The 13,205-nt window shown below is 34.1% G+C and carries 12 protein-coding genes; 8 read left to right on the top strand and 4 right to left on the bottom strand.

The window, feature by feature from the left end; all coding sequences use genetic code 11:
* Window positions 1–18: 18 nt before the first annotated feature.
* The 4 genes from C8C85_RS08560 to C8C85_RS08575 form a co-directional block, all read right to left on the bottom strand.
* On the bottom strand, window positions 19–543 hold the full coding sequence (locus tag C8C85_RS08560) for a DUF6646 family protein (protein WP_116796695.1): 525 nt from the start codon (window positions 541–543) through the stop codon (window positions 19–21).
* 39 nt (window positions 544–582) lie between these two features.
* The gene (locus C8C85_RS08565) at window positions 583–1,314 is read right to left on the bottom strand and encodes a metallophosphoesterase family protein (protein WP_116796696.1); all 732 of its coding nucleotides are present in this window, start codon (window positions 1,312–1,314) and stop codon (window positions 583–585) included.
* A gap of 401 nt (window positions 1,315–1,715) precedes the next feature.
* Window positions 1,716–2,855, bottom strand: a complete 1,140-nt coding sequence (locus tag C8C85_RS08570) for an ATP-binding protein (protein WP_116796697.1) — start codon at window positions 2,853–2,855, stop codon at window positions 1,716–1,718.
* A gap of 271 nt (window positions 2,856–3,126) precedes the next feature.
* A complete protein-coding gene (locus tag C8C85_RS08575; RefSeq protein WP_116796698.1) occupies window positions 3,127–3,999 on the bottom strand; it encodes an aldo/keto reductase family oxidoreductase in 873 nt (290 codons plus the stop codon).
* Window positions 4,000–4,224: 225 nt separating this feature from the next.
* Here C8C85_RS08575 and C8C85_RS08580 point away from each other — a divergent pair, with 225 nt between their 5' ends.
* The 8 genes from C8C85_RS08580 to C8C85_RS08615 all read left to right on the top strand — a co-directional run bounded on the left by C8C85_RS08580 (window position 4,225) and on the right by C8C85_RS08615 (window position 13,154).
* The gene (locus C8C85_RS08580; RefSeq protein ID WP_116796699.1) at window positions 4,225–5,229 is read left to right on the top strand and encodes an AAA family ATPase; all 1,005 of its coding nucleotides are present in this window, start codon (window positions 4,225–4,227) and stop codon (window positions 5,227–5,229) included.
* An 82-nt stretch (window positions 5,230–5,311) separates the two neighbouring features.
* Window positions 5,312–6,175, top strand: coding sequence for a DUF58 domain-containing protein (locus C8C85_RS08585; RefSeq protein ID WP_116796700.1), 864 nt, complete (start codon window positions 5,312–5,314; stop codon window positions 6,173–6,175).
* 111 nt (window positions 6,176–6,286) lie between these two features.
* Entirely contained in the window at window positions 6,287–6,646 is a 360-nt protein-coding gene (locus C8C85_RS08590) for a four helix bundle protein (protein WP_116796701.1), read from the top strand.
* A 95-nt stretch (window positions 6,647–6,741) separates the two neighbouring features.
* Window positions 6,742–8,367, top strand: coding sequence for a hypothetical protein (locus C8C85_RS08595; protein WP_116796702.1), 1,626 nt, complete (start codon window positions 6,742–6,744; stop codon window positions 8,365–8,367).
* Entirely contained in the window at window positions 8,367–9,368 is a 1,002-nt protein-coding gene (locus C8C85_RS08600; RefSeq protein WP_116796703.1) for a vWA domain-containing protein, read from the top strand. The genes C8C85_RS08595 and C8C85_RS08600 overlap by 1 nt, the downstream gene beginning before the upstream one ends.
* A 90-nt stretch (window positions 9,369–9,458) precedes the next feature.
* Window positions 9,459–10,493 (top strand): VWA domain-containing protein, encoded by a 1,035-nt coding sequence (locus tag C8C85_RS08605; protein WP_116796704.1) that lies wholly within the window; start codon window positions 9,459–9,461, stop codon window positions 10,491–10,493.
* A 70-nt stretch (window positions 10,494–10,563) separates the two neighbouring features.
* Window positions 10,564–11,331 (top strand): tetratricopeptide repeat protein, encoded by a 768-nt coding sequence (locus tag C8C85_RS08610; protein WP_116798442.1) that lies wholly within the window; start codon window positions 10,564–10,566, stop codon window positions 11,329–11,331.
* 77 nt (window positions 11,332–11,408) lie between these two features.
* Entirely contained in the window at window positions 11,409–13,154 is a 1,746-nt protein-coding gene (locus C8C85_RS08615) for a BatD family protein (RefSeq protein ID WP_116796705.1), read from the top strand.
* The last annotated feature ends 51 nt before the right edge of the window (window positions 13,155–13,205 follow it).

Genomic DNA, 13,205 nt, shown 5'->3' on the forward strand with positions numbered 1-13,205 from the left:
CCACTTTTTATTTGGAATTTAATCTAAATTAAACGAAGCTCCTAAACTAAAGGTAACCTGATTGTTTAAATGATCAAATACTTCTTTATCATTGCTGTATTTTGCAATTGGAAAGCCAAGTTCAGTAAAAACACCAAAACCTTCAGTAAAAAAGTAACGACCACCAAGATGACCCCCAAAATTGTGCAATCCTAAACTCAAACCTGGATAGATATCCAATTGTTCAACACCAATTACACTGCTTAAATTAGCATTAATTCTAAATTTTGCATCAAAACGATCTTGAAATTCTGGTTTTACGTTAACATAAGTGTTTTCGCCATAGATCCCTGAAAATTCATCTACTCCTAATAAATAAGTTGCTACAAATCCATAAGAGAAATTTTCACCAAGACCAAAATCAGCAGATGCCTGAATCCCGGAACCTCCGTCTTGAAAGTTTGCACCCACATTAAATTTAGCATCGCCTTTTCCCTTAAAAGCCTGTTGTGCATTTGTTAAACCAAAAGAAGCCAAAAACAAAAGTGTTATAATCTTTTTCATAATATAAAATAGGTAATAAATTTTTGGCAAATATAGTATTTAGATTTTATTCCTCCCTTTTTCAGTAGGATATAAACTAGGCAGGGGTTCGCTTTGCCAAAATTCTTTAGTGTCAACATCCATAATAGTCAGCGGGCCTTTGAAGGCGGCGCTGGTGTCAATGTTCCAGATATTCGCTTTTCGGACAGGAGTGGTTTTTCCGATACGCGAGACAGGGGTATGACCAATATAAATTTCTTTGTACAGCGTAAATCGTTTTGGATAGTATTGATGATCCGTTTTCATGTTTGGATCTAATGCCAATGCAGCCTCCCAAAGTGTTCGATCCCAATAAAACAATTTAGGAAAATACTCAAAATTAACGCCGTTCATATTGGTAAAACCCGCGTGAATAAACATCCGATTTTGTTCATCCAAGTAATAATCCTCTAATGACTCCAAGAATTTTATATGTTTGTTCTTAGTTTCTCCATTTACACTTTGGTAGGCCAAAACAGTAGCTTCTCCACCATGTTGATACCATTGTTCATTGTCTTTGCTGTCTTTTAGCCACTCTCTTAGTAATTCATCATGGTTGCCACGAATGCAGATAACATCATGGGTAGTTTTTAGTTCTATCAAAAAATCAATAACTTGCGGGGATTGACTCCATCCATCTACATAATCTCCCAGAAAAATGAGTTTGTCTTTTGGACTTACCTTAGCTCTTTCAAAAATTTGATGTAGAGCTCTCAAACCACCATGTATGTCACCGATAACTAATGTTCTCATTTATTCTCAATTTATTCTTTTACAAAAATAAGAGAAAAGAAGTGTTGGTTTGTTATTTTTTTGAAAGAGATGATAGAAGTGCCTCAATTAAAATGGTTTTAAGTTTTTATTAAGAATAAAACCGTCGAATAGCTATTTATATCCGTTGAATTCCAAGTTGATGTCGGGTTGTGGTATCGTATTTTTAACTACTTTTGAGTTTCAAAAAAATCATTGTTTTTGGTGATTGTATGCTGTATTGAAACATTGTAATTTTACTTAAAATTTTTAAAATGAATGCACTTCTCACTTTATTGCTTTTAATGACCAATTTTATTTGTCAAATTATAATTGATGTGGTTGTTTGGGTAACAGGTTTGTTTAGCTAATTAAGGCTGAGCAAATTGCAATAAGAAACTTCCTTATTGTACGTCATATTTCATTTTCCTTAAAATTCGTAATGCTTCTTTAAACGAAAGATAGACTTGTGTAAACGGTTTTAATAACGTTTTGGCATCAATCAATTTTTGTTTGGCATCTTCAAAACCATTGAGATAACAAATCATAAAAGTGGAAGGCAAATGATCCAAATCTTTTCTTTCCCGTTCCGATAATTTGATGTTTTTTTCAAGTTTATTTAAAAGAGCCACATTCGAATTATAAATATGGTACAACATTTTCTTATTATATTCGGGTGGTTCAAAAAGCATTTTTCTGTCAATTTTATAATACCCGTTATCATGAAAATGGATTTTTTGTTCCTCCAAAGGATAATAACTGGTTCTGTCATTCAAGCCCAAAGGAACATATTCAATAATCGTAAAACTATCGTCGTCATAGGTAATTTCAACTACATCTTGAGCCGAATAGAATAACTTGATTTGTTCGTTAATCAGTTCAATATCGACTCTTGAAAGAAAGGTTTTGTTTCTGGATTTTTTGGCAATTCCAGCCCAACAAATGACAAACAACTCTTTGAAAACTTTATATTTTGGAGCCATGTCCTTATGGCGATAATTCATAAAATCAATTACACCATCAAGAGTGTATTCGATGCTGTTTCTTGAATTATTTTCGATACCAATTACTGTTTCAGTATTCTGAAAATTTTTCTCTACTTCACCTTCAATTGGCATCGTATTACTGCCCCGACGAATGAAAACACTATTGGCAGGAATCGTATGTATACCTTTTTTGAAAGAAGATATTTTGCTGTTGGGCTTAATGGTTACGAGTCCAATTACTTTGTCTTTTGGCAAATTAGGGAAAGGAACATTTTCGTATTGAATTTTGGGCGGATTTTCAAGAAAAGCGTTTACTAAATTCTGAATTCTGCTGTCATCAAAAAAATCGTCTCCCACAATTTGATTGTTCTCGTCTTCAACCCCTACAACTATATAGGAATTATTGGTTGGATTTGAATTAGATAGCGCGCAAATATGCTTCAAAAATTTAGCTTTTCCTTCTCTGGAATGCAAATTTAGTTGTCGCTTTTTATCATAAAAGCTGGACTCATCATTATGAGCCAAAAGGTTTTTGATAAGAATACGCTTGTTTATCATTTGATTTTAGAATGAAGATTAACGATTTTTGATCTCAGATGTATTACAAGAAACCCTATGAATTTTTGAATTATATTTTTTAAAAAAATAATAGTTAAATACTCTCCTTATGGCAATGATATTAAGGTTTTTGATTTGAGTATCGAAATTTTAGAGAAAAAAAATATGTAAATTATCAATAAAATTGCCGATTTTAATTTACGTCTTACTAAATCTTAAATCAAAAATCGTTAATCTGCAATCAAAAATCATTTAACCTTAATACTGTCAGTTATGGAACAGGATTTCCAGTACTCGCTGTCCAAAGTGAAAACCAATCCTGTAGTTCCATTTCAATAGTGGAGGCATGCATTAAACGGGCAAGTCTGTTTTTGTCTGAAGTGCCACAAACCGGTAAAATTCCAGCAGGATGTTTCAGTATCCAGGCCAATAAAATGAGATCATTGGAGACATCATATTTGGAAGCCAATTCATTTGCAACTTTTTGAATACGTTGTGATTGCTCATCCTCTTTTCTAAAAACAGTTCCAAGAGGTGACCAGCACATGGGAGTGATTCGGTTGGTTTGCATATGATCCAAACTTCCATTAATCATTGGTTCCAAATGCGTAACAGAAAACTCAATTTGGTTGTAGTTTATTTTGGTTTTTGTCTCAATCAAATCGCTTTGGCTTGGAGTAAAATTAGAGACACCAAAATCTAAAATTTTACCTTCAATTTTTAACTTTTCGACTGCTTCTGCAATTTCATCTGCCTGTATCAACGGACTTGGCCGATGCAATAGCAAAAGATCCAAATAATCAGTTTGTAAATTTTTTAAAGACTGCTCGGCGGAGGCTATAATGTAGTCTTTAGAATAAGCATAATGTTTGATGGTATTGTTTCTTTTTTCAGACATCATTTGAATACCGCATTTAGAAATCAACTGAATATCTTTACGGTCAATCTGGCTTTCGCCAAAGGCTTTTCCAAAGGCTTCTTCTGTAGTATAACCTCCATAAATATCGGCATGATCAAAGGTGGAAATACCACTTTCGAGACATGAATTCATTAGTTCTATCATTTGTGGAGTAGAGCAGTTTTTGCCCCAAACACCCCAAGTCATCGTGCCTGCAATTATTTTTGAAAATGGAATTTTACTCATGGTTTTATTTTGTTATTCCCCCCAGTGATTTTTGGGGTAAATCTATGAATTTGATGTTTATTTTTTTTAGTTCTTAAAAATAGGTAAATACTATCATAATTCGTCCTTAAAATTAGGGGATTGGTCGAAGTTTTAACCATTTTTTAACATCTTACTTCTAAAAAAAAATTCAATTTGCACCATCAAATAGAAGAGATAAAAATTTAAGGGAATAAATATATAAAAATGGAAGAAAATACAACGACTTTAGACATTAGAGCAATCAATGAAAAAATCGAAAGAGAGAGTGCTTTTATAGACCTTCTCACTATGGAAATGAACAAAGTTATTGTGGGACAAAAACACATGGTCGAAAGATTGTTAATTGGACTGTTGGGCCAAGGACACATTTTGTTGGAAGGAGTTCCAGGATTGGCAAAAACATTAGCCATCAACACTCTTTCACAAGCCATTCACGGTTCTTTTAGCAGAATCCAGTTTACTCCCGATTTATTGCCTGCGGATGTTATTGGAACCATGATTTATAATATTAAGCAAAATGAATTTTCTATTAAAAAAGGACCAATTTTTGCTAATTTCGTTCTTGCCGATGAGATTAACCGTGCTCCTGCCAAAGTGCAATCGGCTTTATTGGAGGCGATGCAGGAAAAACAAGTGACCATTGGCGATACCACATTCAAATTAGACAGACCATTTTTAGTTTTGGCAACTCAAAACCCTATTGAGCAAGAAGGAACATACCAATTGCCAGAAGCGCAAGTCGATCGTTTTATGTTGAAAACAGTTATCGATTATCCAAAAATGGAAGACGAGCGTTTGGTTATTCGTCAAAACCTTAAAGGAAGTTATGAAAAAGTAAATCAAGTAGTATCTGTAGAACAAATTCTACGTGCTCAAGAAGCGGTTCGTGAGGTTTACATGGATGAAAAAATCGAGAAATACATACTGGATATTATTTTTGCAACTCGTTATCCAGAGAAATATAAATTGGCTGATTTGAAACCTTTAATCAGTTTTGGAGCATCACCACGTGGAAGTATTAATCTTGCTACAGCCGCCAAATGTTATGCTTTTATCAAACGTCGTGGATATGTAATTCCTGAAGATGTTCGTGCCGTAGTTCATGATATTTTACGTCATAGAATCGGAGTTACCTATGAAGCCGAAGCCGAAAATATTACATCGGTTGACATTATCAATAAAATCATAAACGAAATCGAAGTACCTTAAAAATTTGTTTAATGTTTAAAGTTTCAAGTTGTTTGGAAACGGACTTGAAACCTTAAACTTTTAAACTTTAAACAAATTAACAATGGATACAAAAGAGCTTTTAAAAAAAGTACGTAAAATAGAAATCAAGACCCGAAGGTTGAGCGATCATATCTTCTCGGGGGAATATCATACATCGTTCAAAGGACGCGGAATGACTTTCAGTGAGGTGCGTCAATATCAATTTGGCGACGATATACGTTCCATCGATTGGAATGTGACCGCTAGGTACAACGAAGCTCATGTCAAGGTTTTTGAGGAAGAAAGAGAATTGACCATGATGTTAATGGTCGATATTTCGGGTTCAGAAAGCTTTGGTTCCAAGAACCAGTTTAAAAAAGAAATTGTTACCGAAATTGCTGCAACAATGGCATTTTCGGCTACTCAGAATAATGATAAAATAGGATTGATTTTGTTTTCGGACCAAATTGAATTGTATATTCCACCCAAAAAAGGGCGTTCGCACGTGTTGCGTATCATTCGTGAATTGATAGAATTTGAACCAAAGAGTTACAAAACTGATATTGCACAAGCTTTGAAGTTTCTATCGGGAACTCAAAAAAAGAAAGCCATTGTATTTGTCATTTCCGATTTCATGTCGGAAGACTACGAGCAAACTTTGAAGATTGCCTCAAAGAAACACGATATCACAGGTATTCGCGTGTATGACATTCGAGAAGAGAAAATGCCAGACTTAGGAATGGTATCGATGATTGACGCAGAGACTGGTGAAACGCGATTGATTAATACAGGTTCAAAATCAGTGCGAACAAATTATGAGAAGCACTATCATGATAATGTGAACTATTTCAAAGAAACTTTCAGTAAGTCGGGTTCAGGTGTTGTAAACACGAGAGTGGATGAAAGTTATGTGACCAAATTATTAGGCTATTTTAAATCACGATAAAAATTTCAGATTGAGGATTAACGATTTTTGATTTCAGATTTGTTTGAATGAGGTAAAGATTTTTGATTCTTGAATCGTGAAAAAGATTTGTTGATAAACTAAATATATAGAATGAATAAACAAGAACTTGAAAATAGATTAATAGATTTTGCGGCTACTATAATAATTTCAGCTAGTACTTTTAAAGTAAACTACGCTGGGAATCATTTAGGAGGGCAAATTATTAGATCTGGAACTTCTCCCGCATTAAATTATGGAGAGGCTCAAAGTGCAGAAAGCACAAAGGATTTTATTCATAAGATGGGTATTTGTTTAAAAGAATTAAGAGAAACTTTCGTGTGTTTAAAAATAGTAGAAAAAGCAAATTTAAGTTCAGATTTAAATAATTTAAGTATGGCAAAGACAGAAGTAAATGAGTTGATTTCTATTTTCGTATCAAGTATAAAAACTGCAAAAACAAATTTGAAATAATATATTTTCTAGATTGAAAACAATTTTATGTTCGGTGGAAAATCTGAAATCAAAAATCGTTAATCTTCAATCTTCAATCAAATTTCCCAAAATCGATGTTTAAAAAAATATTAATATTCTTACTGCTGTTTTCGACTTCTATTTTTGCACAGCAAAAAGTAGTTACCAGTATCGATACCACAAAAAATAAAATTGGAGCTGAGTTTAAATTGACTTTAAAAACTTCGGTAGATACTTTCTCCAAAGTTGTTTTTCCAAAACTAAAAAACATTGGAGCACTGGAAGTAATTCAATCGTATCCAATTGACACCATCAAAAAAGACGACCGATACGAATTAATTAAAAAGTATGGCTTGACTCAATTTGATTCGGGGAAATATACCATTCCAAGCATAAAGATTCTGATAAATAATAAAGAGTTTTTGACTGACTCCATAAAAGTTGAGGTTGCCAATGTTCAGGTTGATACGTTAAGACAAAAAATGTATGATATCAAAGATATTGTAAAGGCAGAAGATTCTTCAGATTGGTGGAAATATCTTTTGGGAATTTTATTGATTTTAGGAATTGGAGCTTTCGTTTATTGGTACACAAAAATTCGTCAAAAGAAAAAAATTGAAGAAGAAGTTTATAAAACACCAATAGAAAAAGCGACAAGTTTACTTAATACTTTGGAGAAAAAAGAGCTTTGGCAACATGGTGAGGTTAAAGCATATTATAGTGAATTGACGGATATTACCAGAAATTATATCGAAGAAGCGATAGAGATTCCGGCCATGGAAAGTACGACTTCAGAATTGATTGAGGGTCTTAAAGCGGCGTCATTGAAGAAAAAAATGAAGCTTTCACAAGAAACGATTGAGAATTTGTTTACCGTTTTGAAACAAGCCGATTTAGTGAAATTTGCCAAATCAAAACCTTTGGAATTTGAAATCACCGAAGATAGAAATAGAATTCAAAAAGCAATTTTAACATTGGATGAAGCGATTCCAGTTGAAGTGCCAATAGAAGAAGATACTATATTGAACGAAGCCCAAAAGCAAAGACAAATTCAAATTTTGCTTAGAAAAAAGAGAAATCAGCGTATTGCAATTGCAGTTGGATCTGTTGTTTTTTTACTTTTTGCGACAACTACTTTCTTCATAGCAACCAAAGGATTTGACTACGTTAAAGACAATATTCTTGGACATCCAACAAAAGAATTGCTGGAAGGAGAATGGGTTAAGAGCGAGTATGGAAATCCAGGAGTTATTATAGAAACCCCAAAAGTCTTGAAGCGAATAGATTTGACAAAATCATTGCCAAAAGACGGAATGGCTCTTATAAAAGAGATGCAGTCCTTTGGGTATGGAAGTCTTTTGGACAATTTTTACATTATGGTTTCGACCATGAAATATAAAAAGGAAGGAGCACTGGATTTATCTAAGGCAATTGAAGGTTCTTTGAAAGTCTTGGAATCGCAAGGAGCACAAAACATGATAGTTAAAGAAGAGGATTTTCAAACCAATAATGGGGTAACCGGCAAAAAAGGATACGGTACTTTTTCAAGAATAGATGGTAACAGTCAAACTAGTTCCAAAATATATTATGAAATCTTGCTTTTTGGACAAGAAGGCGGATTACAGCAAATTATGATTCTTCACGAAGAAGGAGATAGATATGCCACGGAATTGACAGACCGCATTATGAATTCGGTAGAACTTAAATCAGCTAGTAACTAATGGAAAAAATAACCTTTTTAAATCCAGAATTTTTTTGGTTGTTCCTTTTAATTCCATTAGCAATTGTCTGGCTAGTTTGGAAAAGAAATCAGCAATCGGCTACTTTGAAAATGAGTTCTCTTCAAGGGTTCAAAGGAACAGAATCTTTATTGGCAAAATTAAAACCGGGTTTAGACGTTTTGCGATTATTGTCATTGTCATTATTAATTGTGGCAATGGCTAGACCAAGAACAGTTGACATTAGCAATAAAACAAAAACCACAAAAGGAATTGATATTGTGGTGGCGGTCGATGTATCCGGGAGTATGCTTGCCAAGGATTTTAAGCCAAATAGAATGGAAGCGCTAAAAAGAGTGGCTTCAGTTTTTGTTGACGAAAGACCCAACGACAGAATTGGACTTGTGGTTTATGCTTCTGAAGCGTATACCAAATCACCGGTAACGAGTGACAAAGCAGTTATTCAAGAAGCCATTGCCAGTATTAAATACGATAATGTTTTACAGGACGGAACTGGAATTGGAATGGGATTGGCGACAGCCGTAAACCGACTTAAAGACAGTAAGGCCAAAAGTAAAGTGATTATTTTAATGACAGATGGTGTCAATAATGCAGGATTTATCGAACCGGAAACTGCTTCGGATATTGCACAACAATACGGTATAAAAGTTTACACGATTGGTATTGGTACCAATGGAATGGCTGAATCGCCTTATGCGCTTGGACCAAACGGACAATTGATTTTCCGAATGATGAAGGTTGAGATTGATGAACAATTGATGAGAAATATCGCCAGAAAAACGGGAGGAAAGTATTTTAGAGCGACTAGTAATGACAAATTAGCTCAAATTTATAGTGAAATCAATAAATTGGAAACTACTGAAATCGAAGAATTGAAATTCTATGATTATGACGAAAAGTTCAGACCTTTTGTATTGTTGGCTGGGTTTTTATTGTTACTGGAAATAGGTTTGCGAAATACAGTGTATAGAAGTTTTATATAAAAAGATTGATGAATGAAGATTAACGATTTGTGATTTCTGATTTATTGCTATCTGCATTCAAAAATCGTTAATCCAAAATCAAAAATTATTATGGAATTAGACGAACAAAAATATTTATACTTACTTTTTTTACTGCCAGTTGTGGCGGTACTTTTTCTATTTAATTTATATTGGAAAAGAAAGAAGCAACGCGAATTTGGGGATTTGGAAGTTATCAAAAGACTAAGTCCAGAACGTTCTATTTTCAAACCATTTTTGAAATTGGGCGTTTTGCTTTTGGCACTAATTGCCTTGATTTTTGGATTGGTAAACCCTAAAATTGGAACCAAAGTTGAAACTGTAAAAAGAGAAGGAATAGACATTGTTTTTGCGATGGACGTTTCCAAAAGTATGCTTTGCGAAGATGTTGCTCCTAGTCGTTTGGAAAAAAGCAAGCAAATTGTATCTCAAATTATCAATCAATTAGGAAGTGACAGAATAGGAATTGTGGCTTATGCCGGAAGCGCGTTTCCAGTGCTGCCGATAACTACGGATTATAGCGTAGCAAAAATGTTCTTGCAAAGTATGGGACCAGGAATGGTTTCGTCCCAAGGAACATCGCTGGATGAGGCGATAAAATTATCTGGAACTTATTTTGACGATAAAAGTAAGACCAGCAAACTGATGATCATGATTTCGGATGGGGAAGACCATTCTGAAGGAGCAGAATCCGCAGCGGAGGAAGCGAAGAAGCTAGGAATGAAAATTGTCACCATTGGACTGGGTACGGAGAAAGGTGGAACTATCCCTCTGAAAAAAAATGGAATCGTCGAAAGCTACCAAAGGGATAATAATGGTGAAATAGTGATAACCAAATTAAACCCAAACAGTCTGGCGACTATAGCAAAAATTACCGGTGGCGGTTATGTAAACGGAAACAATACCAAAGAAGTTTTGGAATACATAAAAGCAACATTGGATAAAATTCAAAAAACAGAATTTGAAGCCACCCAAATGGCCGATTTTCAATCACAATTTCAATGGTTTTTAGGAATTGGGTTTGTGTTGTTGTTTTTGGATGTTTTCTTTTTGGAAAGAAAAACTAGCTGGGTAAATAAGTTGAATTTATTTAACGAGAATAAATAAAGTATTAAAATCAAGGTAAACTAAGGACGCAATTATTCGCAAATACTTTGAAAGGAACATTTAAATGAAAATGAAAAATAGAATTATATACTTACTACTATTGCTTTTAACTTTTGTGGCCAACGCCCAAGAGAAAGACAAAGTTTTGCCTAAAGCAAATGAGGAATATGTGGCAAAGAATTTTGTGGATGCCGAAGCCAACTATAGAATTTCACATTCTAAATTCCCTAGCAGAACAGTTGCTACGTATAATTTAGGAAATTCTATTTACAGACAAAATCAATTTTCGGAATCCAAATTTGTGTATGCGAATGCGTTGAAAAGTTTGAAAACAAGATCCCAAAAGCACAAAGCTTTTCATAATTTGGGAAATGTTTTTATGAAAGAGAAGGATTATACCCAAGCTGTGGAAGCCTATAAAAATGCCTTAAGAAACGATCCTAAAGATGAAGAAACACGATACAACTATGCTTTGGCTAAAAAAATGCTAAAAGACAATCCACCTCCAAAAGACGATAAAAATAAAGATAAGAATAAAGACAAAGACAAAAATAAGGACAAAGATAAAGACAAGGACAAGGATAAAAATAAAAAGGACGACAAGAAAGACGGCGATAAAGACAAAAAGGACGACAAGAAAGACGGTGACAAAGATAAAAAAGATGATGGTAAACCCAAAGACGACAAAGGGCAACCAAAACCAAAACCGGGAGGTATTTCGAAACAACGAACCGAAAATCTTTTGGATGCCGTAAACAATGAGGAAAAGAAAATTCAGGATAAGGTAAATGCCAATAAAGAAAAAGGCTCGCCTAGAAGAACTGAGAAAGATTGGTAGAATTTTAAACGGTCAATAAGAAATTAAAGTTTTTAAATTTTCGATTAAACGTTAAATACAAAAAGATTAAACAAGTAATGAAAAGATATTTAATTCTATTCCTATTAAGTTTTCAGGGACTTTTGGCTCAAGTACAATTTGAGGCAAGAGTAAGCAAAACGACGCTTGGACTCAACGAGAGACTGCGTATCGATTTTGTGATGAATATTGATGGAGATAATTTTGTGCAACCTTCTTTTGACGGCTTTAGAATTATTGCAGGGCCCAGTCAGCAGGTAAGCCAATCTTGGATAAATGGAAAAACATCTTTCGAGAAAAGCTATTCTTATTTTTTGCTGCCAAATCAAAAAGGAGCTTTGGTCATCAAACAGGCAATGATTGAGTATAATGGACAGATTTACAAAACGCAACCCATCAAGATCAATGTAACAGCAGCTACGGAACAACCAAGAGACCCTAATGATTCACAAGTTTCTGCTGATAGTAATTTATATCTGGTTGCTGATATCTCGAACACAAATCCATACATTAATCAACCTATTACGGTAGTATATAAATTGTATTTCAACAACATAGGGATTAATGGTTTTGAAGAAGTAAGCAAGCCAAAATATAATGATTTTTGGAATCAGAACATTGATATCAAACGATTGGTTCCTGAAGAGGGAATGTTCAAAGGTGAGCAATACCGTTATGTTGTTTTGCGAAAAACAGTTTTATACCCTCAAAAATCAGGAAAACTGGTTATAGAACCACTTTCGTTAAATATTGGAGTTCAATTACCAACGAATCGTAGAGATATATTCGGTCGAGTTATATTGGTTGAAGATAGCAAAAGAGTTTCTGCCGGAGCCAAAACCATTAATGTAAAACCTTTGCCGGAAGCTGGTAAACCACTAGATTTTACTGGTGCAGTAGGAAAATTTGATTTCAAGGCAATTCCATCTAAAACTACATTGAAGAATGGAGAAAGTTTGGATTTAGTTTTGAGTGTGGTTGGAACTGGAAATCTTAAATTGTTTACTTTGCCTAAGCCTGAAGTGCCTAATGCATTAGAAATGTATGATGCAGTGCATGACGAAAAAGTAAACACACCACTATCTGGAATGACCGGTAAAATATCGGATTCTTATACTATTATACCACAATACAAGGGAGACTATGTCATAAAACCGTTGCATTTTTCGTATTTTGATTTAGGGACTGGAACCTACAAAACAATAAGTTCTTCTGAAATTAAAATCAATGTTCTTGACGGACCTACGCAAACAGCAGAGGCATCTGCAACGGCCAGTGTTGGGAAAAATAAAATAGATGGAGTTGAGCAATTTAAATATATTGACTTAAAAACAAAATTGGTCACAAGAGATGAACCTGTGTTTTTTGGTTCTGATAAATTCTATGGATTATTGTTTTTGCCATTTTTGTTGCTTCCTATAATTGTGTTGTTCAAAAAGAAAAAAGAAGCAATTGACAGTGATGTTTTTGGAAACCGAATCAAAATGAACAACAAATTGGCTAAGAAATATTTATCGGAAGCCAAAAAACAAATCAACAACAAAGAACCTTTCTACGTTGCCTTGGAGAAAGCGATGCATAATTTCTTAAAAGCCAAGTTGCATATCGAGACTTCAGAAATGAGTAAAGATAATATTAAGGAACTGTTGTTGTCCAGAAAAGCCAAACCGGAAGTGGTCAATGATTTTATTGCACTTACTGAGAATTGCGAGATTGCGAGATATGCACCGTCATCAAGTGCAACGATACAACATGATTTTGATAAAGCGGTAGCCATCATTTCTGAATTGGAAAAACAAATCTAAGTTACTAAGCTGCTAAGCCTCTTAGATACTTAGATAAAGCTGATGATTTTA

Source organism: Flavobacterium sp. 103, assembly GCF_003096795.1.
In the GTDB taxonomy this organism is placed as follows: Bacteria; Bacteroidota; Bacteroidia; order Flavobacteriales; family Flavobacteriaceae; genus Flavobacterium.

Excerpts from the sequence above, each read along its gene's own strand:
- C8C85_RS08560 (WP_116796695.1), bottom strand. The coding sequence starts at position 543 with ATGAAAAAGATTATAACACTTTTGTTTTTGGCTTCTTTTGGTTTAACA.
- C8C85_RS08565 (WP_116796696.1), bottom strand. The coding sequence starts at position 1,314 with ATGAGAACATTAGTTATCGGTGACATACATGGTGGTTTGAGAGCTCTA.
- C8C85_RS08570 (WP_116796697.1), bottom strand. The coding sequence starts at position 2,855 with ATGATAAACAAGCGTATTCTTATCAAAAACCTTTTGGCTCATAATGAT.
- C8C85_RS08575 (WP_116796698.1), bottom strand. The coding sequence starts at position 3,999 with ATGAGTAAAATTCCATTTTCAAAAATAATTGCAGGCACGATGACTTGG.
- C8C85_RS08580 (WP_116796699.1), top strand. The coding sequence starts at position 4,225 with ATGGAAGAAAATACAACGACTTTAGACATTAGAGCAATCAATGAAAAA.
- C8C85_RS08585 (WP_116796700.1), top strand. The coding sequence starts at position 5,312 with ATGGATACAAAAGAGCTTTTAAAAAAAGTACGTAAAATAGAAATCAAG.
- C8C85_RS08590 (WP_116796701.1), top strand. The coding sequence starts at position 6,287 with ATGAATAAACAAGAACTTGAAAATAGATTAATAGATTTTGCGGCTACT.
- C8C85_RS08595 (WP_116796702.1), top strand. The coding sequence starts at position 6,742 with ATGTTTAAAAAAATATTAATATTCTTACTGCTGTTTTCGACTTCTATT.
- C8C85_RS08600 (WP_116796703.1), top strand. The coding sequence starts at position 8,367 with ATGGAAAAAATAACCTTTTTAAATCCAGAATTTTTTTGGTTGTTCCTT.
- C8C85_RS08605 (WP_116796704.1), top strand. The coding sequence starts at position 9,459 with ATGGAATTAGACGAACAAAAATATTTATACTTACTTTTTTTACTGCCA.
- C8C85_RS08610 (WP_116798442.1), top strand. The coding sequence starts at position 10,564 with ATGAAAAATAGAATTATATACTTACTACTATTGCTTTTAACTTTTGTG.
- C8C85_RS08615 (WP_116796705.1), top strand. The coding sequence starts at position 11,409 with ATGAAAAGATATTTAATTCTATTCCTATTAAGTTTTCAGGGACTTTTG.